We start from the raw sequence: 26,811 nt of genomic DNA on the forward strand, positions 1-26,811 counted from the left end.
CCCCCTGAGATCTACGCCTGATCGTGAGGACGCGCTACCGTGCGGTTGTGACGGGTTCTGCGCGATCTCCGCTGGTCTTCCTTGATGTCGACGGGCCACTCATCCCCTTCGGAGCGACGCAGCGGTACCCGACTTATCGAACAGGTCGCGCCCAAATGCCGGGGATGAATTCTCATCCGCTGCTGGCCAGGATCAATCCCGCGCATGGGCCTCGGCTGAGGGCGCTGGCATGTGAGCTGGTCTGGGCCACGACGTGGATGGCGGACGCGAACGAGTGGATCTGCCCGATCCTGGGTCTGCCGGAGTTGCCCGTGGTGGTCTGGCCTGAGCCGTCGGAGTTGGACGACCAAGACGAGCGAAGGGGGATGCACTGGAAGACCCGCGCCCTCGTCGAGTGGGCCGCTGGGCGCCCCTTCGCCTGGATTGACGACGAGATCACCGAGGTCGATCGGGCCTGGGTGTCGGTTCATCACTCAGGGCGGGCCCTGCTGCATCGCGTTGATGCCCGGCACGGTCTGAACGACGCCGACTATCTCCTCCTGGAGAACTGGTTGCGCGAAACGCAAGATGGGCTCGTAACTCATCGAGTATGAGCACGCCCTTGCCTTGGTTCGCCGATAGGGGAGCGTCCGGTTCCCGGACCAAGGCTCAGTGTTTGCGGGGCTGGGTGAAGCGCGGCATGTTGCCGGAAGGGTCGCGGACGCCGTAGGGCTGGTCGATGTCCACGCGTTTCACGCTACGGACGGGAGGCGGATCTCGCTTCTCCGTTCCTGATCGGCCGCGTGTGGATCTTGGCGACGCAGGCCGGGACGGCGGCGCCCTCGTCATGGCGGCGGGCCCGGTACGAGCTCGGGCTCTCCCCGACCAGTTCGGTGAACCGCGAGCTGAACGACCCCAGCGAGGTACAGCCGACCGCGAAGCAGACCTCCGTCACCGTCAGGTCGCCCCGCCGCAGCAGCGCCTTGGCCCGCTCGATCCGGCGCGTCATCAGGTAGCTGTAGGGCGTCTCCCCGAAGGCGGCGCGGAAACTGCGGGAGAAATGGCCCGGCGACATGAGGGCGACGTGTGCCAGCGCCGGGACGTCGAGCGGCTTCGCGTAGTCGCGGTCCATCAGGTCACGGGCCCGGCGCAGCCGGACGAGGTCTTCCAACGTCACACACCCACCATCCCACAGCACCAGGGGCCGCTGGTGGAGCCGTCCGACCTCGGTATCGCGTCCGGACGGATACGTCGGGAACGGCGGCGTGAAGTTCTTCTGGCCGACGAGGTTGGTGGCCTGGGCGCCGAGCGGGAGCCAGCCGGGGTCCGCGTCCGCGGACAGGGAAGCACGGCCTGAGTGATCCGGCCGTCTACTATCGTTCGTCCCGATGTACGCCCATGGACGTGCCGTTCACTCCCGGGCGGTCGGAGTCGTCCGGCCGGGAGCTTCGCGGCATGCCCTCGCGTGGCTGCTGCTCCTGTGCGCGGTGCTCCTCGGCATCGTCGCGATGCACACCCTCGGGCATCCCGCCGACCACGCGCGCGGCACCCTCAGCATGTCCGCCGGGCACGGGACGGCCGGTCACGTGGCCGAACCGATGGACCGGCCGGCGCACAAGCCGTTCCCGGGCGTCTCGTCCGCGGCCGCCGGACGCGTCGTCTCCCACATGGCCGGGGCCGATACCGGAATGCTCGTCGACCCGTCCGACATCTGCCTGGCGGTCCTGATCGCCGCCGGCGCCCTCATCGCGCTGCGTCGCATGACGGTGAGGATCCGGGCGGCGCAACGCAACGGGACCCGCGCGGCGCGCCCCTTCTCGCGGCCTCTCCTGCGCGCTCCGCCTGGCCTCGGGCCGCCCCTCCTCGGCATGGTGGTCCTGCGGATATAGGAGCCGGCTCGGCCGGGTGCCACCGACCGCCGCGAGACCCGCTCCGACCTCTCCCACGAGCCCTCGTCGCGTCGGCTCGCACCCGGTCATGCCCGTTCCCATCCGTCCGCATGACCGAATGCGAGGCATGACCAGCATGAAACCGATCGATCGACGTTCCGTTCTGCGCGCCGGGCTCCTGGTGGCCGGCGGCGCCGCCCTGTCCGCCTGCGGCGACGGCGGGCGCAGGCCCGCCTTCATCGCACCGGGCGGCGAGCAGGTCCGCAAGGCCGAGGCCGCCCGCCGCCATGCCGGCGGCGCCGTCCGCGACTTCCGGCTGGCTCCCGTCGAGGGCCCCGTCGACCTGGGAGGACGTACCGTCCGCACCTGGACGTACGGGCAGCGCCTCCCCGGCGCGGAGATCCGCGTGAAGGCGGGCGAGGTGATACGCGCGCGTGTGTCGAACCGGCTTCCGGCCGGCACGACCGTGCACTGGCACGGGTTGGCATTGCACAACGACGCCGACGGCGTTCCCGGCGTCACCCAGCCCGACATCAGGGCGGGAGGCGAGTTCACGTACGAATTCGCGGTCCCTCACCCGGGCACGTACTGGTTCCATCCGCACTCGGGAACCCAGCTCGACCGGGGACTGTACGCGCCGCTGATCGTCGAGGACCCCAAGGAGCCGCTGTCCTACGACGCCGAATGGGTCGTGGTACTCGACGACTGGCTGGACGGCGTGACCGGAAACCCGGATCAGGTGCTGGCCGAACTGAAACGCGGCATGGGAATGGGCGGCCACCATTCGAACATGCCGGGCATGGACATGGGCGGGCCGAGCGAGACCCCGGAGCCCGGCTCGTCCGGCATGGGCGGGCACATGCTCATGGGCGCCCGGAGCGAGTTGCTCGGCGGCGACGCGGGAGACGTCCGCTACCCCTACTTCCTGGTCAACGGGCGTATCGCCGAGGAGCCCGAGACCTTCCGAGCCAAGCCCGGAGACCGCGTCAGGATCCGGCTCATCAACGCCGCGGGCGACACCGCGTTCCGCGTGGCGCTCGGCGGGCACCGGATGACCGTCACCCACGCCGATGGCTTCCCCGTGCGGCCCGTCGATACGGACGCGCTTCTGCTCGGAATGGGAGAGCGTTACGACGTCGTCGTGACGGTCGAGTCCGGGGCCTTCCCGCTGACCGCCCTGGCGGAAGGCAAGAACGCGACGGCTCGGGCGCTGCTCCGCACCAGCGGTGCCGCCGCGGCCCCGGCCGCCGGCGTCCGCCCCGGCGAACTGCGGCGCGAGATCGTCGGATACGGCGACCTCCAGCCGGCCGACAGCGCGCGGCTCAAGCGGCGACGCCCGGACCGGACGGTCCGCCTGGAACTGACCGGCGGAATGATGAAGTACGACTGGGCCATCAACGGGCGGAAGTACGACCCGGAGGACCTGTATCCCGTGCGCTCGGGCGAGCGAGTGCGGCTGTCGTTCGTCAACCGGACGATGATGTGGCACCCCATGCATCTGCACGGCCATACCTTCGCCGTGGCGCCGACGGGGGTGCGCAAGGACACCGCGATCGTGCTTGCGAACCGGTCCCTGGACGTCGATTTCGACGCCGACAATCCCGGCCGCTGGATGATCCACTGCCACAACGTCTACCACGCCGAGAGCGGGATGATGGCCCTGCTCGGCTACCAGGTCTGAACGGAGCGTCCCATGCACGCACGCTTTCTGAATGTCCTGGTGGAAGGGCCCTTCCGCGCGGCGGTCGGCGCCGTCTCGTTCGTCCTGCTCGCGGCCTGCGGCACCGGGACGGGACAGGAGTCCGCGGCGCACCCCGCCGGCGCCGAGGCCGAAATCGGGCACATCCATGGTGTCGCCATGGACCCGGCCGACAACGCGATCTACGTGGGCGCCCACTTCGGCGTGTTCAAGATCGAGTCGCCGGACCGGGCGAGCCGAGTGGGGAAGAACCGCCAGGACACGATGGGTTTCGCCATCGTCGGGCCGCGCACGTTCCTCGCCAGCGGTCACCCGGCGGCGGACGAGGCGGCCACGGGGGCTCCGCCCCACCTGGGCCTGATCCGTTCCACCGACGCAGGGCGCACCTGGACCTCGGTATCCGAGGTGGGCAAGGCCGATTTCCACGCCCTCCAGCAGGCCGGTCCGGTCCTGTACGTCTACGACGGCCAGGCGCAAGGCGTCCGGCGCAGTGACGACGGCGGGCGCACCTTCGGCGTCCGCTACGACGCCGGCTGATCACGGCACCCCGCACGCGTCGGTGCCGCCGCGGAAGAACTCCCGCACCCTCGGCCGAGCTGCCGTCCCAGTAGATCGGCCCGAGGGGGAGGCGGGCGCACAGGCCATCCACGCCGTGACGGACGTCTGGAGCGGACCGACCGCACCGTGCCGACGATGGGGAAGAAGGCCCTGTGGTCACGGGACCAAAGGTCCATGGCGGGGTGGTCGGGGCGGAGGCACGCTGAATGCGTGGTGCCCCAGGAGATCGAGCACGTTGGAGCCGGCGATGACTCGCCGACCTCGCCACTGCTGGAGCGGATCCGGCACGGTGTGATCGGAGACGATGAGGTCCTGGACGGGCCGTACGGGCCGCGCCGGATCATCTACGCCGACTACACGGCCTCGGGCCGGTCGCTGGACTTCATCGAGGACTTCGTTCGCGGGCAGGTGCTGCCCCGGTACGCCAACACCCATACCGAGAGCTCCGGCACGGGGCTGCAGACGACCAGGCTGCGCGAGGACGCGCGCCGGATCATCCACGACGCCGTCGGGGGCGGCCCGGACGACCTGGTGATCTTCTGCGGCTCCGGAGCGACCGCGGCGGTCAACAAGCTGATCGGCATCCTGGAGCTGCGGATCCCGGGCGGCCTGGACCGCCGGTACGGTCTGCGCGACCGGATTCCCGCCGAGAAGCGGCCGGTGGTGTTCGTCGGGCCCTACGAGCACCACTCGAACGAGCTGCCGTGGCGCGAGTCGATCGCCGACGTCGTCGTCATCGGCGAGGACGGGGACGGGCACATCGACGTCCGGGACCTGCGCGAGAAGCTCGTCGCGTACTCCGGCCGTCCGCTGCTCATCGGCAGCTTCTCGGCGGCATCGAACGTGACCGGCATCTTGACCGGCACCGAGGAGATCGCGGCGCTGCTGCACGAGCACGGCGCGCTGTCGTTCTGGGATTACGCGGCGGCCGGGGCGTATGTACCGATCCGGATGGCGGCGACCGCGCCGGGCCGCGGCGACCACAAGGACGCGGTCTTCCTGTCGCCGCACAAGTTCCCCGGCGGCCCCCAGACACCCGGGGTGCTGGTCGTCCGGCGGGACCTGGTGCGCAACGCGGTGCCGACGGTCCCCGGAGGGGGCACGGTCGCGTTCGTCGACCCGATCGGGCACCGGTACCTGGACGATCCGGTGGCGCGCGAGGAGGGCGGCACCCCGGCGATCGTGGAGTCGATCCGCGCCGGGCTGGTCTTCCAGCTCAAGCAGGCCGTGGGCACCCGGCTCATCCAGGCGCGCGAGGAGCGCTTCTGGCGCCGGGCCCTGGACCGCTGGCAGCGCAACCCGAACATCGAGATCCTCGGCGACCGGCACTCCCGGCGGCTGTCGATCGTGTCGGTGCGGATTCGGTTCGGTGAGTTGTACCTGCATCACAATTTCGTCGTCGCGCTGCTGAACGACCTGTTCGGAGTCCAGGCCCGCGGCGGCTGCTCGTGTGCCGGCCCCTACGGTCACCGCCTGCTCGCCATCGACGCCGCCCGCTCCCGCGCGCTGGGGGAGGAGGTCAGGCATGGCTGTGAGGGCGTCAAGCCCGGCTGGACGCGTATCAACTTCAACTACTTCATCTCCGACGCCGTCTGCGACTACCTCATCGACGCCGTCGACCTCGTCGCCACCTACGGGCACCGGCTGCTCACCGACTACCGCTTCGATCCGCGCACCGGGCTGTGGCGGCACCGTCGCGGCACCGTCGAACCGCCCCTGCGGCTGGCCGACCTGCACTATGGAACCAACGGCGAGCTGGTCTGCCCGGTCGCGCACGTCCGAGCCGGTGAGGACGTCCTGCCCGGACAACTGTGCAAAGCCCGCGACCTGCTGGTCTCCCTGCCCGACGACGTCGACACACGGCCGCCGGGCCTTCCCGAGGACTTCGAGCGGCTGCGCTGGTTCCCGCTGCCCGCCACGTGCCTGACCCGCTGACGCCTCTTGGTGACCGCGCCTGCTCAGAGGTCCGCTGAGGTTCGCAGCCGCATCGTTCCGCCGTGCCGGCGGCGCACCGGCGTGCGCGTGCCGCCGAAGCGGTCCTCCTGATACACCCCTGGGGTATTTGCATCGGTCTCATCTTTCGAGTACTGTGCACGACAGATACCCCCAGGGGTATATGGGAGGAGAGAGATGATCAGCGAAGTGGACATCCGGGCGTTCGCCGCCGCGCACGCGGACGGCGCGCCGGTGGTGGACGTCAGGGAGCCGCACGAGTACGCAGCCGGTCATGTGCCCGGTGCCCGCCTGGTTCCCCTGCGGGAGGTCCGGGCTCGGCTGGCGGAGCTCAAGGACCGCCGCACGATTTATGTGATCTGTGCGAGCGGCAACCGCAGCCTGCTCGCCGCCCGGTGGATGGCGGAGGCGGGGATCGACGCCCGTTCCGTGGCCGGAGGCACCGGCGCGTGGATCCGGGCCGGCGGCCCGGTCGCGCGGGGCCTGCGCGAGAACGCCGCTTGACGAGGCGGGGGAGGGAGGCCGGCGATCGACACCCGGTACCGATTGGCCGCCGGTACTTCGGCACCGGCGGCGAGGCCGCGTTCGTAGGCGTCGACTACCGGCTCGAACTTCCCCACGCCCCGTAAGTGCGGCCGGCCGGCCGCATGGTTCAGGACTCCAGCTTCTCCAGTGCGGCGACGAGCCGCCTCGCTGCCTCGTCGGCGACCGGCTTCAGGCCGGGACGGTCGCTTACCGAGACCATGACCTGCGGGTCCAGGGCCTCCACGACGGTGTCCTCGCCGTCGGTGCGCACGACGACGTTGCAGGGCAGCAGCAGGCCGATCTGCCGGTCGACGCCGAGCGCCCGGTGCGCGAGCGGCGGGTTGCAGGCTCCGAGGATGAGGTAGTCCTCCATCGTCTCGCCGAGCTTCTCGCGCAGGGTGGCCTGCACGTCGATCTCGGTCAGGACGCCGAAGCCCTCGTCCTTCAGGGCCGCGCGCACCTGCCCGACGGTCTCGCCGAACGGCCGGTGCAGCCGGACAGTGATGGCGTAACTCATGATTCCCCTCCTTGAGACGGCCACGTCAGGTGCCGTCTTCGCGTCCCTTACCCACCCGGGCGAGGTCGGTCGCAGCACCGCGCAGCAGGCGCACATGCTCGGTTCCGCCCTGCAGTTCCAGGCGGCGGTACAGCACCGGATTGGCGGTGGCCTGGCTGCGGTGGCAGGCGATCGCCCGGCGCTGCCGGGTGCGGTCGACCGCGAGCGCCTGTCCGAGCTGCAGCTCGGGACGGCCGACGAAGGCGGTGCCGAATTCGGTGTTCAGGGTTTTGGCGACATGGTCGGGCACGGTCCACCCGAGCACGGGCAGTCCCAGTTCACGGCCTGCGAGCAGAGCCGCCCGTGTGGCGTGAACGTGGTCGGGATGGCCGGTGATGCCACCCACGTCGAAGGCCAGCAGATGGCTCGGGCGCACTGCGAAGGCCAGCCGGCGCACCTGCCCGACCAGGTCTCGCAGCGGCGTCCGGTCCAGCCGGCCGTCCGGGTAGCCGAGCAGCTCGGTGCGGGTGACGCCCAGCACCGCGCTCGCTGCGGCCAGTTCCGCGGCCCGGATCTCGGCGAGGTCCCCGGTGGCCGTGCCGAGGGTGGACGCCTCGCCGCGGGTGAAGCAGAGCACCGCGGCCTCGGCTCCCCGGGCGGTCAGATGATCCAGGAGTGCGCCGAGGCCGAAGCTCTCGTCGTCCGGGTGCGCCACCACCGCCACAACGGCGCCGACGCCGTCGAAAAAGCTCTGCTCGCTTGGCCCCATGGCTCCTCCCCTGCTCTCCCTTCAGCATACCCCCACGGGTATATGTCGAAAGGGGTGATCCCAGAAAGAGCGGCTGTCCGGCCTCGCGGCAGGGCGGCCCCGACCCAGTGAGGTCGTTCCTTACCCTGGCCCTGAGACGGCCGGATTCCGGTCACCTCGAAGGTCGTCCGGCAGCAACCGAACGGAGATCGATTGTGGACAGTGCCGAGTGGGACCGCCTGTACGCCGGGAGGGATCTGGTCTGGTCGGCGGGCCGAACCGGTGGGTCGAGGAGGTAGCGGCGGGACTGCCCGCCGGCCGTGCGCTGGATCTGGCGGCCGGTGAGGGGCGCAACGCATTGTGGCTGGCCGAGCGGGGATGGTCGGTCACGGCGGTTGATTTCTCCGCCGTCGCGCTGGACCGCGCCCGATCCCTCGCCGTGCGCCGGCTCGCCGAATCCGCCGACCGCCTCGACCTGGTCGAGGCGGATCTCGGCGAGTACGTCCCGGCCCGGCGCGGCTACGACCTGGTGATCGTCGCCTACCTGCAGGCCGGCGAGGAGTTGCGGCGCCGGGTGCTGCGTGCGGCGGCGGACGCGGTCGCCCCCGGCGGGCTGCTGCTGGTCGTGGCGCACGACAGCGACAACCTGGCGCATGGCGTCGGCGGCCCGCAGGACCCCGCCGTCCTGTACACCGCGGACGATGCGGTGTCCGACATCGACGGCCTCGGGCTGCGGACCGTGCGAGCCGAGCCGCGGTCGCGCGAGGTCAGCGCCGACGGGCGGACCCGGACCGCGATCGACGCGTTTCTGCTCGCCCGCCGCGAGTGAGTCACCTCGCCGATGCCCGGAACCGGGATGCTCCTGCACGGTTTGGACCGTGCATGAGCCCTATTTGAGGACGATGTCCGGCGGCATCGGCGAGCCCGTCCTTGCCGTCGAAGTGGTCGACGAGGGTCTGCGCCGACACGCCCGCGCCTTCTGTGCTAACTTGCTCGTATGACCAATTTGGTCGATCGGCCAACTTCATCGCGCGGCGATCGCCGCCGGCGGCAACTGGTGGACGCCGGAATCGCGTTGCTGGGCAGGGAGGGGTGGCCGGGCGTCTCCACGCGTGCCGTGGCCGAACGCGCCGGCACCAACCCGGGCTTGATCCACTATCACTTCGGCGGCCTGGCCGGGCTGCACGCGGCGATCTTCCGGCGGGCTACGGAGCTCATCATCGGGCCCCTGGCCACCGAACTCCTGGGGGCACCGGACGAGCGGGCGGCGCTGGAAACGATGCGGAGCCTGCTGGCCCGGCCCCCGGACGACGAGCAGGCGGCCCGGCTGGCCGCCGAGCTGATCGTGGGTGCGATGCGCGATCCTGCCCTGGGCGAGGTGCTGCGCGATGAGCTTCGCCTGGCCCGCACCCAGATCGCGGACCGTCTTCGGCAGTTGCATCCCGGCTGGCCGTCGGCACGGCCGGCCGGAGTGGCCACCCTGATCGCCGCGTCGATCGACGGGCTGATGCTGCACTACATGATCGACGGTGCTCTTCCGGTCGGCGACGCCCTGGGCGCGGTGGGGGATCTGCTGGAGGGAGGGGCGTGAGGGGCCTCATCGGCGGCGGAGTCGCGGGGCTCACGCCGGCGTACCGGCTGCGGCGCCGCGGCCTCCGACCGGTGGTCGTAGAGCGTGCCCCGCAAAGCCCCGACCTCGCCAAGGAGGACTGAACCATGGAGATCATCGACAGGCCCGCCCCGCCGACCGGCCTGCGCCGCCTGCTGTGGCGGCTGCCCATCCGGTTGTACCGCATGGGGCTGGGGCCGTTGCTGGGACGTCGCATCATGCTGCTCACGCACACCGGCCGCGTCTCCGGCCGGCCGCGCCAGGTCGTCATCGAGGTCGTCCAGAAGGACGGGCACGGCTACGTGGCGGCCTCCGGATTCGGCCCCCGAGCGGACTGGTACCGCAACGTCATGGCCAACCCCGAGGTCACCCTCCAGATCGCCGGGAAGCGCATCCAGGCGACCGCCGCCCCCATCGCGACCGGCGAAGGCGCCGAGATCATGGCCCGGTACGCCCCCCGCCACCCGGTCGCCGCCCGGCAACTGTGCAAGCTCATGGGCTTCGCCGTCGACGGCAGCGTTGAGGACTACCGCCAGGTCGGACGACACATCCCCTTCGTGCGTTTCACGCCACGGCCCACTCCGCTCCGGACACCGGCGGCCTGAAACGCCTCCGCAGACCAGGCGAACGCTCCGCTTGAAAGCCGGTGAATCCTCTGGAAACTCCGCTGCCGCCCCTGCAAAACCGGCCACCTCGTCAAAGGTGTCGCCGTCCCGCAAAAGTGCAAAGTCACCCGAGAATGAGAAGGGTCACCTGTTGATCACGCACTGTCCCTCGCGGGCCGACACTATTGGACGCCGCTTCAGGCGATTGTCTCGTATACAGGTGATCTATGTCTCACCCAGGAGTACCCGTCTCGCCCGGCCGACCGACGAAATCGGTTCGATCTTGAGTAAAGACCGCGGGGGCTGCTAGCTTCGGCCGGTGGACCACATGCGTGCACAGGCGGAGGCGATCGCGGACTTCGCGGCGGCTCTACGGGAGCTGCGCGAATCGGTTGGCAACCCGCCTTTCCGGGAGATGTCCGGTCGGTCGGGAGCGATCTCGCACACCACGTTACATGAGGCCACCAAGGGCAACAGACTCCCGAGTTGGGGGACCACCGCCGAGTTCGTCAAGGCGTGTGGTGCGGACCCGGCCGCGTATCGCGAACGCTGGGAGAAAGCGAACCTTGCGGTCAGGTCGGCGAGTGCCGGAAAGCCCGCGACCGCCGCGGACACCGCCGCGGCCCGCCCGTCCGGTGGAACCGCGGCCTCCGCCACGAGCACCGCGGAACGGCGGGCCGTGCACATCGCCATCGGGGCGCAAGCACCCGGGCCGGCCGACGAGACCCCGGCATCCGTGCCCCCGCCGCCACCGCCCGCCGACGAGAGCGCGGGTGACGTCCAGCCGGCCCTCCCCGCGCCGGGGGGCCGGAGGCGATTCCGGCCGGCCCGCCCGGTCGCGGTCGCGCTGGTGACGGCGGCCATCGGTGTGGGCGCGGTGGGCGTCATCGTGGTCACCCTCGATCGCGACTCCGGGGCCGGCGGGGACGGTCCGAAGCCTTTCGGCAGCCTGTCGGAGGCCGCGCCGTCTCCGGCCGACTGCCCGGTGCACGCGCCCAACCCGGCGTCGGCCCCGCCGATGCACAAGGGCGATGCCGCCGCGTTCATCGCGGACATGACGCTGCCCGACTGCACGCGCGTCGGCGCGGGCAAGACCGTGACCAAGGTATGGCGGCTCAAGAACGTCGGGAAAGTGCCGTGGAAGGGGTATTCGCTGCGCCGCCTCGACCTCCCGCAGCAGGCCGATCAGTGCCAGACCATCTCCGACGTGCCGATCAACGACACGCGGCCAGGCGGGCTGGTCGACATCCGGACCGACATCACCACGCCGAAGAAGCCGGGCCTGTGCTACGTGCGGTTCAAGATGGTGGACCCTTCGGGAAGGGTCGCGTTCCCCGGAAACCGCCCGGTCAACTTCCAGATCATCGTCGAGGGACCCTAGTTCCCCGCCGGGGAGGGGCACGGCGGGGAACCAGGGGCCGGACGGTCTGCGGGTTTAGGAGAGAACGATCCCGCTGTAGTAGGCCTTGAGGATCCTGGAGTAGCTCCAGCCCGCCTTGGCCTTATCGCGAGAGCCGTACTGCGACATCCAGTCTCCGGTGACCCACCCGCCGCACGCCGTCGTCGTGGAGCAGTACTGGGCCTGGAAGATCTTTCCGCCGCGGGTCATCTTGGTGCCCCACGTCGCGTCCACCGCGGCGTTCGTCGACGCCTTCGCGGAGCCGGGCTTGTACACCTGGCTCGACGTGCTGTCGTAGACGTCGAAGCACTGGCCGCCCGACGTCTTGCGCGTCGAGTGCAGCGCCCAGTACCAGCCGTAGCTCTTGACGGCCATCGCCCCGGACCTGAGGGACTCCCTCGGCCAGCTCGGCACCCATTCGTTGGGCAGGACGTTCTTGACGTAGGTCTTGAACGACACCCGGTCCACGCGCCCGAGGGACGTCCGGTACACCAGGATCGTCGTGGGCGGTTTGCTGTTCGTGCCGTCGGTCTTGCACCCGCCCGGCGCGGAGCTCAGGTACTTGTGCGAGGCGTTCTGGTTCTTCAGGCCGGCGTTGAGGTTGCCCTTGGTGCCGGGCTTGAAGTCCTGGTACCTGCCGCCGTAGTTGCTGTTGAAGTAGACGCGGACGGTCTTGCCGCTGCGGTTCCAGACCGAGGCGGCGGAGTTCTTGACGCACTTGCCCTTGCCGGCGCCCGCGCTCTTGAAGTCGTAGCAGGAGGGCTGGGCGGCGCCGTAGTCGGCGACCGATCCGGTGAAGTCCGAGAGCGATCCCTGGTTGTTGCTGTTGAAGTAGTAGCAGAACTCGCCGCTCTCGCACACGCCGTTGCGGCTCGCCGCCGAGGCGGGCGACGCCGGGATGAGGACCGCCCCGCCGAGCGCCATCGCGGCGGTCGCCGCGGTGAGCCGCGAGATCAGCCGCACATTTCGTGTCGACACAGTTGTCTTCCTCTTCTGCTCAGGGTCGCGGCGCGCTATCGGACGTTGTAGCCCTGGGACTGCCAGAACGAGGTCGGGTTCGGGTTGTCCAGGTGCGGGTCGCCGACGCTCTTGGCCGCGTGCGTCTGCCGTCCGAGGCGCATCTCGACGTGGGTGTGCGCGGACGAGCTGGACGACACCCCGTGCCACGACTCGTCGGCGATGATCTGGCCGCGGCTGATCTGCTGGCCCACCCGCAGCGAGGACCGCGGAGCGGAGTGCAGGTAGATCACCGTCTTGTTCAGCGAGGCGTTGTAGATGGAGATCGTGGAAAGCCCCGCCCTGCCGGTGTACCCGCGGGCGAGGTAGATGATCTTTCCGCTCACCAGGGCGCGAACGTCCGAGCCGACGCCGCGGGCGATGTCGATGCCTTCGTGCCGGCCGGGGGTGGTGGTGTAGCCGTCGAAGCCGCAGGTGATCCGGCCGCCGCTCGCCTTGTACAGCCCGTACGACATGTTCGTGCGCGAAGACGGCGCGAACTGGTGCGAGGCGTTCTGGTTCTTCAGGCCGGCGTTGAGGTTGCCCTTGGTGCCGGGCTTGAAGTCCTGGTACCTGCCGCCGTAGTTGCTGTTGAAGTAGACGCGGACGGTCTTGCCGCTGCGGTTCCAGACCGAGGCGGCGTTGTTCTTGACGCACTTGCCCTTGCCGGCGCCCGCGCTCTTGAAGTCGTAGCAGGAGGGCTGGGCGGCGCCGTAGTCGGCGACCGATCCGGTGAAGTCCGAGAGCGATCCCTGGTTGTTGCTGTTGAAGTAGTAGCAGAACTCGCCGCTCTCGCACACGCCGTTGCGGCTGGCCGCCGAGGCGGGCGATGCGAGGGCGGCCGCCGCCCCGCCGATCGCGATGGCGGCGGTCGTCGTGGTGAGGATCTTGCTGAGCGTGCTCATGCCTTGTCTCCCTTTGGTTGCGAAGCTTGTCTGCGAAGCCTGGGGTTCGGATGGGTCAGCGGCGCTGGTACTCCTCCCAGGTGCGGATGGTCACCTTCGGGCCGTCGTCCCGGCCGCGTCCGGCGAGCCCGTTCAGGCCGAGGTAGTAGTCGCCGACCTGGTGCTGGGCCTGGCTGGAGAGGTCGGTGTCGCTGATGGCGGCGGCGTGGATGTGCCACGGCCAGTTGCCTTGGGCGGGGCTGCGCACCCATGCCGCGAAGCCGACCTGGCGCAGCGCGCGGGCGGTCGCGGTGCGGGTGGCGGAGTTCATCCCCTTGACCGAGATGTCGACGACGCCGCCGCCGTCGTGGGTGCCCGCGGACGTGGGGTCGCCGCCGGGGTTGTACGAGCCCTGCTCCAGCACGAGGTTGCGGCCGAGCAGCCGCTTCGCCTCGGCCAGCATGCTCCGCGTGCGGGTGTTGATGACGAACCCGCCGGTGGACACCCGGGTCCCCGGGCCGATGGTGTGGGTGACCGTGAAGCGCCCGGCGCCGAGTTTGGCGAGCGACGCCTTGCCCGGCAGGCCGTTGGCGGCGACACCGGTGTAGCCGAGCGACTTCTGGTACTTCGTGTAGGCGGCGACCGTTGTGGTGCCGAAGTACCCGTCCACCCACTTCGCGTCGAGCAGGTGCCGGTCGCGCAGCGCCCGCTCAATGAGGAGCACGCTGGCTTTTGCGCCCGGGGTCAGCGTGCTGTCAGACCGCCGCGGGTCGATCTGGGCCGCCTTCACTGCGGCTTCCATATTCACGCTTGGAAGAGCCTTGGTGCCGGCCGCCTGTGCCGCCGACATTCCGGATGCTCCGGTCAGGGAAGTGAGCAGGGTGGTCACCGCGAGGGCAGCGGCATATGAGGAAAGTTTCATCCTTGTCTCCTGATTGCGGGCGATTGGGAACGAAGCCCGCGGCGGAGTCCACAGTCACGGATTGCCCGCGCGTCCACAAGGAGATCGATGTTGTCAGCCTGTTCGCCAGGCACTTCCTGACAGGCGGACACGCGGTCTGACAGGTGCGAGCGGGACGCGCGGCCCGCAACCGCGCAGGATGGCGCTTTGAAGCCCGCGGTTCGGTGAAGTCTTTCAAGCCGACGTGATCTCGGCTGCGAGGAAGAGAATTATCCCGATGGCCCTCCCGATAAGTGAAGTGCCCATGGACGTCCCACGCCTGGAAGGCAGATCTTCGTGACGCTTCTGGCCGGCGAAAGGCGGTGAACAGTTCACTGCCTTTCGCCGGAGGCGTGGCGCAGTCCGCCTCTTCTCCGGGCCGGACCAGGCCGGGCACTGATCGCATAGTGCGGCTGGGGACCGGGAGCAACCAGGGTCCGAAGTAGCATTGCGGAGTGGTGGGAGAAGGGAAGGGTGATCCCATGGCGGGCCGGGCGGCTCCGGGAGCGCAGCCCAGCGCCATCGGGCAGGCGCTGCTGGCGATCGGTGATCAGTGGACCCTGCTGATCCTGCAGCGGGCCTTTCTCCTGCGCGTCCGCCGTTTCGCCGACTGGCGGGACGAGCTGGGGGTGTCCGAATCCGTGCTGGCCAACCGGCTCAAGGAACTCGTCGCGGGCGGACTGCTCTCGCCGTCTCCCTACCGGGAGGAAGGCCGCACCCGCACCGAGTACCTGCTCACCGAGCAGGCCAGGGAGCTGTGGCCGCTGCTGGTGGCGGTCTGGTCCTGGGAGCGCGCCTGGGTGCCGCGCCGGGCCGGGCTGCCCGAACTGATCCATGAGACCTGCGGCGAGCGCACCGATGTCGAGATCGGCTGCACGTCCTGCGGACTGGCCCCCGTCACCGCGCGCGACACCGTCACCGAACGCGGTGCCGCGACGTTCGCGCAAGTCGCGGTGCCGCGTTTGCATCGCAAGACCGTGCGCGTCAAAGGGGAAGACGATCCCCTGTCGTACTTCCCTGAGACCTTCGAGCTGCTGGGGGACCGGTGGGGCACGGTCCTGCTCGCCGCGGCGCTGCTGGGGGTGCAGCGGTTCGTTGATCTCCAGTCCGGCCTGGGTGTGGCGCCTTCGGTCCTGTCCAGCCGGCTGCGCCGTTTCACCGAGCTGGGCGTGCTCACCGCCGGCGGGGGACAGGGCCGCCGGTCGAGCTATCGGCTCACCGACAAGGGCATCGCCTTCTTCGACGTCTTCGCCTTCCTCGTCGACTGGGCGCAACGCTGGTACACCGGCCCGCCCGGCACCGACCTGCGGATCGTGCACCGGGCATGCGGTGAGCCCTTCCGGCCTTACCTGCGCTGCCGCTCGTGCGGGAAGGCACTGGAACGCACGTCCGTGACCTTCGCCGTCGCCGGTGCGGGCGGGCTGATCCAGCGGCTGCCCCGGCGTGACGTCGAAGGGGCCGCCGCGACCGGCTGACAGCGACATCGGGCCGGTGCCCGGTCTCTCCGCGCCCTTCCCCGCTGACTTTGCTTATAGTAGTAAGTCATCGCATCGGGAGGTTCGGAGAGACTCATGACCATCGGCCTGCTCGCCCGCCGCGCCGCGGCCCGCTTCGGCGACCGACCCGCGGTGATCGGCCCTGACGGGGGCCGGAGCTTCACCGAACTCGTCGACCGGGCCGACCGCCTGGCCCGCGCTCTGCTCGCCCTGGGCCTGCGCCCCGGAGAGCGGGTCATGGAACTGCTGCCCAACGGCTGCGCGCTCGTGGAGTCGGATCTGGCGCTGGCACTGGCCGGGCTGGTCCGCGTGCCGCTCAATCCGCGCCTCGGCCCCCGCGAATGGGAGCGCATGGCCGATGACTGCGGGGCCGGCGCACTGATCTACGACGGGCGGTACACCGAGGAGACCGAAGCGCTGCGCAGCGGGCTGGGCGCCGCGCGGACCGTCGTCCTGGGAGAGGGGCCCGGGCAGCCGTGGACCCGGCTTCACGACACCGCGCCCGCCGGTCCGCTCAGGCTCGGGCACGCGGACGACCTGGCCGGCCTGGCCTACTCGTCCGGGACGACCGGCCATCCGAAGGGGGCCCGGCGCACCCACCGCAACCGCATCGCCTCGGCCCTGGCCATGACCCACGAAGTCCTCGGCGGCCCACCCGCCCGGGATTCGGTCTACCTGCACGCCGGGCCGGCCATCCATACCAGCGGGCTGTTCGTCCTGCCGTTCCTCATGGCGGGCGCGCTTCAGGTCATGCTCGACCACGCCGACGCCGAGCAGATCCTCCACGCCATCGACGAGTACCAGGTCACCCACATCGCCCTCGTCCCCACCATGGTGGACCGGCTGGCGCACGCCGCGACCGCCCCGCCGTCCTCCCTGCGGATGCTCGCCTACGCGGGCTCCCCCATGCCCGTCGAGCACATCCGCCGGGCGAGTGAACGGCTGACGCCCCGCCTCGTCCAGTACTACGGCCTGGTCGAGGCGATGCCCCCGCTGACCGTCCTGGACGAGGACGACCACGCTCGCGGTCTGGCAGGGCGGCCGGAACTCCTGGCCTCCGCGGGCCGGATCTGCCCGGCCGTCGACCTGCGGGTGGCGGGCGAGGACGGCCGGCCCGTCCCCGAGGGCGAGACGGGGGAGGTGCTGGTCTCGGGAGATCCCGTCACCACGGGCTACTTCAACGCCGCGGACCGCGACGACCTCGGAAAGTCCTTCATCGACGGGTACCTGCGCACCGGCGACGTCGGGCGCCTGGGGCCCGGCGGAAGGCTCTGGCTGACCGACCGCCGGAACGACATGATCATCACTGGCGGATACAACGTCTATCCCCGCGAGGTCGAGGAGGCGATCACCTGCCTTCCCGGCATCGCGTCCGCCGCGGTCGTGGGCCTGCCCGACGAGCGCTGGGGCCAGCGGATCACCGCGGTCTACTCCTGCCTGCCAGACCATGAGATCGAGCCCTCACAGCTGCTGACCCACTGCCGTGATCGGCTCCCTTCGCACAAGTGCCCCAAGTCCGCGCACCGGGTCACCGATCTGCCGCTGAACGTGACCGGCAAGATCCATCGGCGGGAGATCGCGCGGCGTCTCATGAACGCCGAACGCTGGTAACGCCCCTCTCATCCGGGGGCGTGTCCGTCATGGCCAGAAGATGAGCTGGGTGCAGCGGAATATGGCGATCCTGCGGCCGGCCTCGTCGGTGACGTCGGCGTCCCAGATCTGCATGCGCCGCCCGCCGTGGGAGAGGGACGCGACGGCGCGGACCCTGCCCTCGCGGGCGGTTCCGACGTAGTTGCTGGTGACCTGGGTGGTGGTGAAGCCCTTCGCGCCTTCGGGGAGCGCCAGGCGGCAACCGATGCCGCAGGCGGTGTCGGCCAGGGCCACGACCGTCGCGGCGTGCAGGTAGCCGTTGGGCGCCAGAAGGTCGGGACGGACGTCGAGTTCGGCCACGACGCTGCGGCCGGCGAGTTCCACGACGCGGAACCCGAGCAGGCCGGGAAGCCTGCCCTCGGTCATCCGGGTGAGGTTCTCCGGAGTCGGGTCCGGCGGGGTGGGGCGCGGGGAGACGTCGTCCACCTCATGCCTCCAGGACGAGGGCGATGCCCAGGCCGACGCCGATACAGGCCGCGGCCACCCCGATGCCACCGCCTCTTCGGCGCAGCTCCCGGGCGCAGTCGACCACGATGCGCGCGGCCGAGGCGCCCAGGGGATGGCCGAGGGCGAGGGCGCCCCCGTGCGGGTTGACCTTCTCCTCGGGGAACCCCAGATCGTCCACGCAGGCCAGGACCATGGCCGCGAACGCCTCGTTGAGCTCCAGCACCGACACGTCGGACAGGTCCCGGTCGGCCTTGCGCAGGGCGGCGCGGACGGCGGGAACGGGCGCGACGGCGAAGCGGTGGGGTTCCAGGGCGACCACGGCGCTGGCGACGACGCGGGCCAGCGGGGGGAGTCCGAGTTCTTCGGACGCCCGGGGGGAGCCCATCAGGACGGCGATCGCGCCGTCGTTGATGGGGGAGGCGTTGCCGGCGGTCACGGTGCCGCCGGGGGTGAAGGCGGGGCGAAGCCGGGCGAGTGCGGCCGGGGTGCTGTCCGGGCGGATCGACTCGTCCCTGACCACTCCCTCCAGCGGGGCGACCACCTCGTCGTGCAGGCCCTTCTCCCAGGCGGCGTGCGCCCGTTCGTGGGAGCGGGCCGCCCACTCGTCCTGCCTGGCCCGGCCGATGCCCCGCTCGGCGGCGACGACGTCCACCGAGCCGCCGAGTGAGGCCGTCCACTCCGGGGGGAAGGCCGGGTTGGGCATCCGCCAGCCGACCGTGGTGGGGGTCAGGTCCAGCCGCCGGGGCAGCGCCTCGTCGATCGGCGGAAGCACGTAGGGGGCGCGGCTCATGCCCTCGACACCTCCGGCCACGATGAGGTCGGCGTCGCCGCAGGCCACCGCGCGCCCCGCCTGCACGATCGCCTCCGCGCCCGAGCCGCACAGCCGGTTCACCGTCACGCCGGGCACGGTCACCGGCAGCCCGGCCAGCAGCGCCGCCATGCGCGCCACGTTGCGGTTGTCCTCCCCGGCGCCGTTGGTGTCCCCGTACACGACATCGGCGATGCGTGCGGGGTCGAGCCCGGCATGGCGTTTCATCAGCTCCCGCAGCGGGTGGGCGGCCAGATCGTCCACCCTGACTCCGGACAGCCCGCCCCTGTTCCCACCGAACGGGGTGCGCTGGGCGTCCAGCACCAGCACCTCGGCCACGCCGACTCCCTTACTCCTTGACTTCGCTTGCAGTACTGAGGTCGGCTCGCCCGACCGGGGCCCCGGAGGCGCCCGTGCACGACTGTCGCGGCGCTGTCACCGGCCGCTCTCAGGGCGCGCCGGTCGCCGGCGACCGGCGGGCCGGAGGCGCCTACCGCGCCGCCGGCCGTGCCGGTGCCACTCGATCCTTCTCGGGGGGCTATGCCCGCGCGGCGGGCTCGTCGAGCTCGCCGGCGTCGAGACGCCTGCTCAGTTCCCGCTTGAGGATCTTGCCGACGGGGTTGCGGGGGAGGGCCTCGACGAACACGAACCGCTCGGGGAGCTTGTACGAGGCGATGCGCAGTTCGCGCAGGTGCTGCAGCAGGGCCTCGGTGTCCGGGCGGGCGCCGGGCGCCGATGCGATGATCGCGCACGTCTTCTGCCCGAGCACGGGGTCGGGGTACCCGACCACCGCGGCTTCGGCGACGTCGGGATGGGCCGTGAGCAGCGCCTCGATCTCGGCGGGGGCGATGTTCATCCCGCCGCGGATGATGAGGTCCTTGCTGCGGTCCACGTAGAGCAGGTACTGGTCGCGGTCGCCGGCGATCTGGAACACGTCCCCGGTGCGCAGATAGCCCCGCTCGTCGAAGGGGTCGTGGCCCGCGGTGCCCGGCAGGTAGCCGGCGAACACCATGGGGCCCTTGATGCGCAGCTCGCCGGGCCGTCCCGGTTCGGTGACGTCCTTTCCGGTGACCAGGTCCACCAGGCGCAGCGAGATCCACTTCGAGGCTTCGCCGTGCCAGCTCTGCCCCGGCGCGCCGTAGCGGGGGAAGTAGCGGGCGCGGATCTCGGGGTCGGGGAAGTCGGCCGGGGCGCCCAGCAGGCACGCGCCTTCGTTGGAACCGAAGAAGTTGACCACCGAGATGCCGTGCCTGTCCTGCCATCCGCGCACCATGGACGGCGACAGAGGCGCCGACCCGGAGGCGATGGAACGCAGCGAGGACAGGTCCGTGGACGCGAGCAGCTGTTCGTTCTGCAGGAGCATCGTCAGCACGGCCGGGGGCGCGAGCGTGTAGGTGACCCGTTCTTCGGCGATCTGCCGCAGATAGGTCGGCAGCGTGAAGGGGTGGTGCAGGACGTAGGTGGTGCCGCACCTGAGCCAGGGCAGCAGGGTGCCGGCGATCGCGGCCATGTTGACCAGGGGGAAGGGATTGAGGATGACGTCCTCGCCGGTCAGCTCGGGGCCCTCGACGGTCGGCCGGGAGATGGCGAGCCAGTCGTAGTGGCAGCGGGGGACGGCCTTGGGGGTGCTCTCGGTGCCCGATGTCCAGCACACCGTGACACAGTCGTTCGGATCCGCCTGGAACGTGGTCAGGTGGTCGGCGACGAGGGACCGGTCGCTCGCGCCGGCGGGGGCGGCGTCCAGCGGGACGACCCCGTCCGGGAGGTCCTCTCCGAAGGCCAGCAGGAGCCGCAGGGACTCCGTGGTGCGCAGCGACTCCAGAGCGCTCTGCGCGGTGGCGCGCTCTCCGATGCGGCCGGCGGTGATGAAGGCGGTGAAGCCCGCCAGCGGGGCGAGCAGGCCGAGCTCGTACTCCCGGTACTGGACCGGCAGCGGTGAGATCACGGCGCCGATCCTGATCGTCGCGAGATAGGTGGCCACCAGTTCGGTGCAGTTGGGCAGCTGCGCGCCGACCAGGTCGCCGGGCTTGACGCCGTGCCGCAGCAGTTGCGCCGCGATCCGGTCCACCGCGGCGTCGAGGTCCGTCCACGTCCAGCGGTTCGGTCCGACGCCCATGAGGTCCCGCTTGTCGGGCGGGTCGATCACGGCGATGGCGTCCGGCTGCCGCTGGACCTGGCGGCGCAGCAGGTCGCCGATCGTCTCGTCGGTCCACCACCCGCGGGTGGTGTAGTCGGTGACGCGCTCGCTCGGATGCAACGCCGCCGGCCGGCTGCCGCCTGCCTCCATGTTTCCTCCTCCAGTGCTGCTCCCCGAGGGAGCGTGCCCCTGGGGAAACTATGATAAGAAAAGTCAGAGGTCAATCGGTGACCTGGGCAAAAGGGGGACACGCCGCTCCGGCGGGACCCGGCCGGCGACGGACGCCGCCGTCCCGCGCCAAGCCGTCCCACCGGTCACCGCCGCGCCGCCGGGCTGCTACGGCCTACCGGCCTTGGCGCCGTTCAGAGGCCACGAGCGGCTGATCCGGGGTCACCGGAAACCAGACCCTCGACGACCCCCAAGGAGAACGCAGATGAGCACCGATCCCATGGACGAGCACCGTTCGACGCTGACCGCGGCGCTGCGCGCGTGCCGTACCCGCGAGAGCTGGACCGCCTACCCCGAGGACACGGCCTCGCACCCCAACGGCGAAAGCGGCAAGGCCGCGGGAAAGGCGTGGCTCGCCGATCGCCTCGGCTCCCGCTTTCCCCTGGAGCACCCGGGGAACTGGCGGGTCCAGCAGGACGAGGTGTCGCCCTACACGGGGCTTCCGCTCGGCATCTCCTACCCGGCCGCGGAGCCGGAGGCCCTGTTCGCCGCCGCGCACCGTGCCTGGCCCGCCTGGCGGCAGGCCGACCCGCAGACCCGTGTCGACGTGTGCCTGGAGATCTGCGAGCAGCTCTACCTGCGCAACTTCGAACTGGCGTACGCGGCGATGCACACCGCCGGGCAGAGCTTCGGAATGAGCTGGGCGGGCAGCGGCACCAACGCGATCGACCGGGGCATCGAGGCCATCGCCCTGGCCCACGCCGCCATGGAGCGAGTGCCGCGCTCGGCGGTGTGGTCCCGGGCGTTCGGCACGCATCAGGTGACCCTGGACAAGCGCTACCGGCTCGTTCCCCGGGGCATCGCCGTTGTGATCGCCTGTGCGAGCTTCCCCGCGTGGAACGTCTATCCCGCGCTCTTCGCCAGCCTCGCCACCGGCAACCCGGTGATCCTCAAGCCGCACCCCACCTCGGTGCTGCAGATGGCCGAGGCGGTGCGGATCTGCCGGACGACCCTGGCCGAGGCCGGCTTCTCCCCCGACCTGGTCGGCCTGTCCCTGGACACCGTCGCCGAGCCGGTCGCCAAGCGGCTGATCTCCCACCCCGGCACCCGCATCGTCGACTTCACCGGCTCGGCGGCCTTCGGCTCCTGGGTGGAGGCCAACGCCCACCCGGCCATCGCCTACACCGAGACCTCGGGCGCCAACTCCGTCCTCATCGAATCGCTGTCGGACCCGGACGCCCAGCTCCGCGCCATAGCCGGATCCCTGTGCCTCTTCTCCGCCCAGATGTGCACGAGCCCCCAGAACATCTATGTTCCCCGCGGCGGGATCAGGACGGCGGACGGCGAGATGACGCCCGACGAGTTCGCCGACGCCCTCGCCGCCGCCGTTCAGGCCGTCTCGACGGTGCCGCGCCGGGCCGCCGCGGTCATGGCGACGGTCCAGTCGCCCCACACGCTGGACCTGCTGAACCGCGTCCGGGACCAGGCGGCGGAGAAGGGCCGGGTCGTCCTGGAGCCGGCGCCCTATGAGCACCCGGAGTACCCCGGCGCCCGCACCAGCGGGCCGCTGCTGGCCCGGCTCGACATCGCCGACCATGACCTCTACGGCCGGGAGCGGTTCGGCCCGGTCGCCTTCGTCATCACCGCCGACGACGCCGACCGGGCACTGGAGCAGGCCACGCGCGACGCCCGCGAGCAGGGGGCCATCACCGCGTTCGCCTACTCCGCCGACGAGGGGTACCTCGATCGCGCCGAAGCCGCCTACGCGCTGGCGGGAGCCGCGCTCACCAGCAATCTGAGCGGGCCGATGCCGCTCAACTTCTCCGCCGCCTACAGCGACTACCACGTCACGGGCCTGAACCCGGCGGGCAACGCCTCGCTCACCGACGACTCCTTCGTCACGGGCCGGTTCCGCATCACCCAGTCCCGCCGTCCGGTGGCGACCGGCTGACGCCGGCGGGAGGAACGAGCCGACGGCTCCCGGCCCTCCTCAGGTGAGCTGACTTCGTTTATAGTAGTTCTTCCATTCTTTGAGCGACTCAGGGTGGTCCCATGTCCAGTGCCGAAAAGCCGATCGCCGTGGCCCGCGTCGTCGACGACGAGCCGAACCCTTATCTCCTCGGGGTGTTCGCCCCCGTGAAGGAGGAACTGACCCTCGACGACCTTGAGGTGGTCGGGCAGATTCCGCGCGACCTCAACGGCGTCTACCTGCGCAACGGCCCCAACCGCCAGTTCGAGGCTCCGGGCCGCTACCACATGTTCGACGGCGACGGCATGATCCACGCGGTCCACTTCGAGAACGGCCGCGCCCGCTACCGCAACCGGTACATCCGCACGCGGGCGTTCCAGGAGGAGTCCGAGGCAGGCCGGGCCCTGTGGACCGGGCTCATGGAGAACCCGAAGGACAACCCGTGGGGCAACACCCACGGCCTGGGCATCAAGGACTCGGCCAACACCGACGTGATCCTGCACCGGGGCAGGGTGCTGGCCACCTGGTACCTGTGCGGGCAGCCCTACGGCGTCGACCCGCTGTCCCTGGAGACCCTGGGCGCCCAGGACTTCCTGGACACCTTCACCGGCGACATGATGGCCCACAACAAGGTCGATGAGGCCACCGGCGAACTCCTGTGGTTCGACTACGGGCCCGACAAGGCCGCGCTGCGCTACGGCATCATCGGGGCCGAGGGCAAGCAGACCCACGTGACCGAGGTGGCGCTCCCCGGCCCCCGCCTGCCGCACGACATGGCCATCACCGCCAACTACACGGTCCTGATGGATCTGCCCCTGGTCCAGGACCAGCAGGCGCGCGCCGCGGGGAAGTACCGGATCTTCTACGACAAGTCGCTCGTCTCCCGGTTCGCCGTGCTCCCCCGGCACGGCGACGGAGCCTCCGACGTCCGCTGGTTCGAGGCCAAGCCCTGCTACATCTACCACGTCATCAACGCGTGGGAGGAGGGCGACGAGATCGTCATGGACGTCTGCCGGGTCAAGAACCCCCAGCACCAGACGACGTTCGCCACCCCGCTGTCCAACATGCTCGCCTACATGCGCCTGGACGCCCAGCTCTACCGATACCGGTTCGACCTCGCCACCGGACGGACCCAGGAGAGGGCACTGGACGACGGCAACATCGAGTTCCCCAGCATCGACTCCAGGATCATGGGCAGGTCCCACCGCTACTCCTACAACATGCGCCTGGCGAACGAGCCCACCCTGCTGTTCGACGGTCTGGTGCGCTTCGATTCCCAGACGGGCACCAAGCAGGAGTACTTCTTCGGACCCGGCCGCTGGGGCGCCGAGGCGCCCTTCGCCCCCCGGGACGGCTCGACAGGCGAGACCGACGGCTACGTGGTCACCTTCGTCAACGACGAGTCCACCGGCCGCGCCGAAGTCGACATCTTCGACGCCGAGGACATCACCGCCGGGCCCGTCGCCCGCGTGCTGCTGCCCCAGCGGGTCCCCTCGGGCTTCCACGCCTGCTGGGTCAGGGCCGACCAACTGCGTCAGGAGCAGGACGCTCGATGAGCGACGCCTACCTCTTCGACGTGATCCGCACCGGGCGCGGCAAGGCCAGGCCCGGCGGCGGACTCGCCCACCGGACGCCCCTGAGCCTGGTCACCGACCTGCTCGGTCATCTCAGCCGGCGCCACCGCCTGACGGCGGCGTCCGTGGAGGACGTCCTCCTCGGCGCCTCCACCCAGACCGGGGCCCAGGGAGGCAACCTCGCCCGGACGGCGGCGATCCTCGCGGGATGGGACACCGTACCGGGAATGACCCTCAACCGGTTCTGCGCCTCGGGAATAGACGCCATCACCACCGCCGCGGCGCACGCCCGGTCCGGCGCGTCCGGGCTCCTCGTGGCGGGAGGCGTCGAGTCGATCTCCCACACCCCCGTGTACTCCGATCGAGCGCCGCTGTTCACCGACCCCGAGACCGTGGAGAAGGCCGGTTCCGTCGCCATGGGCGTCGCCGCCGACCTGATCGCGACGATCGAGGGGTTCGGCCGCGCCGAACTCGACGCCTACGGGCTGCGGAGCCAGCAGCGGGCCGCCGCCGCCTGGCGGGAGGGGCGCTTCGCCCGGGACCTCGTGCCCGTCGCGGGGCCCGACGGCCGGGACTTCGCCGTCGATGAGGCGATCAGGCCCGAGACCACCTTGGAATCCCTCACCCGGCTGCCACCCGCCTTCGCCGAGCCGGGCGCCTCCGGCCAGGACGACCTCGTGCGGCGCCGCCATCCGCAGATCGCGGAGATCGCCCACCTGCACACGGCGGGCACCTCGCCCGCGCTCACGGACGCGGCGGCGCTCGCGCTGATCGGGACGGCGGAGGCGGGAGCCGGGCGGGGGCTGGCGCCGCGTGCCCGCATCCTGTCGGCCGCCGGAGTGGCCGTGGATCCCGTGGTCATGCTGACCGCCGCGCAGAAGGCGACCGAGACCGCGCTGCGGCGGGCCGGGCTCGGCCCGGACGACATCGCGGTCTTCGAGGTCGCCGAGGCGTTCGCGGCGACCTGCCTGAAGTTCCAGCGTGATCTGAAGATCGACGATGACCGGTTCAACCCCAACGGAGGGACCATCGCCATGGGGCACGCCTTCGCCGCCACCGGCCCGATCCTGGCCGCCAACTGCCTCGGCGAACTGGAACGCCGGGGCGGGCGCTACGGAGTGATCGCCGTCAGCGGCGCCGCCGGACTGGGAAGCGCCGCCGTCCTGGAGCGGGTCTCGTGAGCGCCGCGGAAACGCCGTCGCTGGCCGTCTCGCTCGGTTTCTGGCAGGACCGCCCGCCGGCCGAGGCGCTGTCGACCGCACGGCACGCCGACGAACTGGGATACCGGCACCTGTGGATCGGGGAGATGGCGACCTATGACGCGTTCGCCCTGGCCACCCGGATCGCCGACCTGACCGCGGGCCTGCGGCTGACCATAGGCCCCCTGGCCGTCGCGGTTCGCGATCCCATGCTCATCGCGCGGGGCGTCGCCTCGGTGGCCGACCTGTCCGGCCGCGGAGTCGATGTGGCGGTGGGCACTTCCAGCCCCATGGTGGTCGGCCACTGGCACGGCCGTAGCCGTGAGCGATCCGCGACCATGCTGCGTGAATCGGTCCAGGCCCTGCGACCGCTGCTCAAGGGAGAAAAAACGGATTTCGCCGGGCAGACGGTCAGCACGAAGGGCTACCGTCTGCGGCTCGCCCCACCGCGGACATCGATCGCCGTCGCCGCGTTCGGCCGCTTCGCGGTCAAGACCGCGGCCCGGTACGCCGACCGCATGGTCCTCAACCTGATCACCCCCGCCTCGGCGGCCGTCCTGGTCGACCAGATGCGCGCGGACGCGGCCGAGGCCGGCCGGCCGGCCCCGCCGGTGACGGCCTGGGCGGTGGCCGCGGTGGACGGGGAGGAGACCGCGGTGGAACAGCTCCGCCGGGGCGTGGTCGGCTATCTGGCCGCTCCCGGCTACGGGGAGATGTTCACCGAGGCGGGCTTCGGGGACCTCGTCGCCTTCGCCCGCGGCCGCCCGCACCCCAAGGAGCTGCTCGCCGCGATCCCGCGCGAGCTCATCGGCTCCGTCGGGCTCGTCGGGGACGCCGGCACGATCCGGACCCGGCTCGCGGAGTACGCCGCCGCCGGCGTCGACGAGATCGCGGTCGTGCCCGCGAGCGTGGACGCGGATCCGGGCGGCCGGCGCACCCTGGCCGCGCTCAGGGACATCGCCCCTTGAAAACCGGGCGTGTGCCGGTTCCGCGACGGGTAACGCCCGCCGGAAAAAGTATCCGAGAAAAATCCAGCCGATCTGTCGAATCCGCGTCTTCCCGTTCGAAGTGTGGTCAGAGGGC

26 protein-coding genes are annotated in these 26,811 nt (G+C 70.8%); 17 read left to right on the forward strand and 9 right to left on the reverse strand.

The window, feature by feature from the left end; all coding sequences use genetic code 11:
- The first annotated feature begins 47 nt into the window (after positions 1-47).
- The gene (locus ACQP1N_RS03875; protein ID WP_433229131.1) at positions 48-593 is read left to right on the forward strand and encodes an HAD domain-containing protein; all 546 of its coding nucleotides are present in this window, start codon (positions 48-50) and stop codon (positions 591-593) included.
- A 143-nt stretch (positions 594-736) separates the two neighbouring features.
- On the opposite strand, the gene ACQP1N_RS03880 is transcribed toward ACQP1N_RS03875, so the two are convergent.
- Positions 737-1,111, reverse strand: a complete 375-nt coding sequence (locus ACQP1N_RS03880) for a helix-turn-helix transcriptional regulator (RefSeq protein ID WP_242608579.1) — start codon at positions 1,109-1,111, stop codon at positions 737-739.
- Positions 1,112-1,367: 256 nt separating this feature from the next.
- Here ACQP1N_RS03880 and ACQP1N_RS03885 point away from each other — a divergent pair, with 256 nt between their 5' ends.
- From ACQP1N_RS03885 to ACQP1N_RS03905, 5 genes are all read left to right on the forward strand, one after another.
- Positions 1,368-1,868, forward strand: coding sequence for a hypothetical protein (locus ACQP1N_RS03885; protein WP_433229133.1), 501 nt, complete (start codon positions 1,368-1,370; stop codon positions 1,866-1,868).
- Between the two features lie 127 nt (positions 1,869-1,995).
- On the forward strand, positions 1,996-3,549 hold the full coding sequence (locus tag ACQP1N_RS03890; RefSeq protein WP_433229134.1) for a multicopper oxidase family protein: 1,554 nt from the start codon (positions 1,996-1,998) through the stop codon (positions 3,547-3,549).
- Positions 3,550-3,561: 12 nt separating this feature from the next.
- Complete coding sequence (locus ACQP1N_RS03895) at positions 3,562-4,104, forward strand: WD40/YVTN/BNR-like repeat-containing protein (protein ID WP_433229136.1); 543 nt, start codon at positions 3,562-3,564, stop codon at positions 4,102-4,104.
- 231 nt (positions 4,105-4,335) lie between these two features.
- Positions 4,336-6,060: an aminotransferase class V-fold PLP-dependent enzyme gene (locus tag ACQP1N_RS03900; RefSeq protein ID WP_433229138.1), complete on the forward strand. Its 1,725-nt coding sequence runs from the start codon at positions 4,336-4,338 to the stop codon at positions 6,058-6,060.
- A gap of 195 nt (positions 6,061-6,255) precedes the next feature.
- Positions 6,256-6,582 (forward strand): rhodanese-like domain-containing protein, encoded by a 327-nt coding sequence (locus ACQP1N_RS03905; RefSeq protein ID WP_174548894.1) that lies wholly within the window; start codon positions 6,256-6,258, stop codon positions 6,580-6,582.
- Positions 6,583-6,730: 148 nt separating this feature from the next.
- On the opposite strand, the gene ACQP1N_RS03910 is transcribed toward ACQP1N_RS03905, so the two are convergent.
- Positions 6,731-7,120: a DUF302 domain-containing protein gene (locus tag ACQP1N_RS03910; protein ID WP_433229140.1), complete on the reverse strand. Its 390-nt coding sequence runs from the start codon at positions 7,118-7,120 to the stop codon at positions 6,731-6,733.
- Between the two features lie 25 nt (positions 7,121-7,145).
- The gene (locus ACQP1N_RS03915) at positions 7,146-7,868 is read right to left on the reverse strand and encodes a PIG-L deacetylase family protein (RefSeq protein WP_433229142.1); all 723 of its coding nucleotides are present in this window, start codon (positions 7,866-7,868) and stop codon (positions 7,146-7,148) included.
- 208 nt (positions 7,869-8,076) lie between these two features.
- Between ACQP1N_RS03915 and ACQP1N_RS03920 the strand changes: the two genes are divergently transcribed.
- From ACQP1N_RS03920 to ACQP1N_RS03940, 5 genes are all read left to right on the forward strand, one after another.
- Positions 8,077-8,676: a class I SAM-dependent methyltransferase gene (locus ACQP1N_RS03920; protein ID WP_433229144.1), complete on the forward strand. Its 600-nt coding sequence runs from the start codon at positions 8,077-8,079 to the stop codon at positions 8,674-8,676.
- Between the two features lie 168 nt (positions 8,677-8,844).
- Positions 8,845-9,438, forward strand: coding sequence for a TetR/AcrR family transcriptional regulator (locus ACQP1N_RS03925; protein WP_433229146.1), 594 nt, complete (start codon positions 8,845-8,847; stop codon positions 9,436-9,438).
- Complete coding sequence (locus ACQP1N_RS03930) at positions 9,435-9,560, forward strand: NAD(P)-binding protein (RefSeq protein ID WP_131732306.1); 126 nt, start codon at positions 9,435-9,437, stop codon at positions 9,558-9,560. Before ACQP1N_RS03925 ends, ACQP1N_RS03930 begins: the two co-directional genes overlap by 4 nt.
- Before the next feature lie 3 nt (positions 9,561-9,563).
- Complete coding sequence (locus ACQP1N_RS03935) at positions 9,564-10,061, forward strand: nitroreductase family deazaflavin-dependent oxidoreductase (protein WP_433229149.1); 498 nt, start codon at positions 9,564-9,566, stop codon at positions 10,059-10,061.
- A 328-nt stretch (positions 10,062-10,389) separates the two neighbouring features.
- Entirely contained in the window at positions 10,390-11,442 is a 1,053-nt protein-coding gene (locus tag ACQP1N_RS03940; protein WP_433232568.1) for an NBR1-Ig-like domain-containing protein, read from the forward strand.
- 54 nt (positions 11,443-11,496) lie between these two features.
- Here ACQP1N_RS03940 and ACQP1N_RS03945 read toward each other — a convergent pair whose 3' ends face one another.
- The 3 genes from ACQP1N_RS03945 to ACQP1N_RS03955 are packed head-to-tail and all read right to left on the reverse strand — an operon-like array spanning position 11,497 to position 14,142.
- Positions 11,497-12,438: a SpoIID/LytB domain-containing protein gene (locus tag ACQP1N_RS03945; protein ID WP_433229151.1), complete on the reverse strand. Its 942-nt coding sequence runs from the start codon at positions 12,436-12,438 to the stop codon at positions 11,497-11,499.
- Between the two features lie 35 nt (positions 12,439-12,473).
- Positions 12,474-13,361 (reverse strand): peptidase inhibitor family I36 protein, encoded by an 888-nt coding sequence (locus tag ACQP1N_RS03950; RefSeq protein ID WP_433229153.1) that lies wholly within the window; start codon positions 13,359-13,361, stop codon positions 12,474-12,476.
- A 55-nt stretch (positions 13,362-13,416) separates the two neighbouring features.
- Complete coding sequence (locus ACQP1N_RS03955) at positions 13,417-14,142, reverse strand: peptidoglycan-binding domain-containing protein (protein WP_433229154.1); 726 nt, start codon at positions 14,140-14,142, stop codon at positions 13,417-13,419.
- Between the two features lie 620 nt (positions 14,143-14,762).
- On the opposite strand from ACQP1N_RS03955, the gene ACQP1N_RS03960 reads away from it, so the two are divergent.
- Positions 14,763-15,755, forward strand: coding sequence for a winged helix-turn-helix transcriptional regulator (locus tag ACQP1N_RS03960; RefSeq protein WP_067792735.1), 993 nt, complete (start codon positions 14,763-14,765; stop codon positions 15,753-15,755).
- 96 nt (positions 15,756-15,851) lie between these two features.
- Positions 15,852-17,387, forward strand: coding sequence for a class I adenylate-forming enzyme family protein (locus tag ACQP1N_RS03965; RefSeq protein ID WP_433229156.1), 1,536 nt, complete (start codon positions 15,852-15,854; stop codon positions 17,385-17,387).
- 27 nt (positions 17,388-17,414) lie between these two features.
- On the opposite strand, the gene ACQP1N_RS03970 is transcribed toward ACQP1N_RS03965, so the two are convergent.
- The 3 genes from ACQP1N_RS03970 to ACQP1N_RS03980 all read right to left on the reverse strand — a co-directional run bounded on the left by ACQP1N_RS03970 (position 17,415) and on the right by ACQP1N_RS03980 (position 20,968).
- Positions 17,415-17,852, reverse strand: coding sequence for a PaaI family thioesterase (locus ACQP1N_RS03970; protein ID WP_207393915.1), 438 nt, complete (start codon positions 17,850-17,852; stop codon positions 17,415-17,417).
- Position 17,853: 1 nt separating this feature from the next.
- A complete protein-coding gene (locus ACQP1N_RS03975; RefSeq protein ID WP_433229158.1) occupies positions 17,854-19,020 on the reverse strand; it encodes a thiolase family protein in 1,167 nt (388 codons plus the stop codon).
- A 199-nt stretch (positions 19,021-19,219) separates the two neighbouring features.
- On the reverse strand, positions 19,220-20,968 hold the full coding sequence (locus tag ACQP1N_RS03980; RefSeq protein ID WP_433229160.1) for a class I adenylate-forming enzyme family protein: 1,749 nt from the start codon (positions 20,966-20,968) through the stop codon (positions 19,220-19,222).
- A gap of 283 nt (positions 20,969-21,251) precedes the next feature.
- On the opposite strand from ACQP1N_RS03980, the gene paaN reads away from it, so the two are divergent.
- The 4 genes from paaN (at position 21,252) to ACQP1N_RS04000 (ending at position 26,696) form a co-directional block, all read left to right on the forward strand.
- Complete coding sequence (gene paaN, locus ACQP1N_RS03985) at positions 21,252-22,937, forward strand: phenylacetic acid degradation protein PaaN (protein ID WP_433229162.1); 1,686 nt, start codon at positions 21,252-21,254, stop codon at positions 22,935-22,937.
- Between the two features lie 101 nt (positions 22,938-23,038).
- The gene (locus ACQP1N_RS03990; protein WP_067792747.1) at positions 23,039-24,511 is read left to right on the forward strand and encodes a carotenoid oxygenase family protein; all 1,473 of its coding nucleotides are present in this window, start codon (positions 23,039-23,041) and stop codon (positions 24,509-24,511) included.
- On the forward strand, positions 24,508-25,710 hold the full coding sequence (locus ACQP1N_RS03995; protein ID WP_433229164.1) for an acetyl-CoA C-acyltransferase: 1,203 nt from the start codon (positions 24,508-24,510) through the stop codon (positions 25,708-25,710). The genes ACQP1N_RS03990 and ACQP1N_RS03995 overlap by 4 nt, the downstream gene beginning before the upstream one ends.
- Positions 25,707-26,696, forward strand: coding sequence for an LLM class F420-dependent oxidoreductase (locus ACQP1N_RS04000; protein WP_433229165.1), 990 nt, complete (start codon positions 25,707-25,709; stop codon positions 26,694-26,696). The genes ACQP1N_RS03995 and ACQP1N_RS04000 overlap by 4 nt, the downstream gene beginning before the upstream one ends.
- Positions 26,697-26,811 lie beyond the last annotated feature (115 nt).

It is taken from the genome of Actinomadura formosensis (assembly GCF_050948385.1).
Taxonomy (GTDB): domain Bacteria; phylum Actinomycetota; class Actinomycetes; order Streptosporangiales; family Streptosporangiaceae; genus Spirillospora; species Spirillospora formosensis.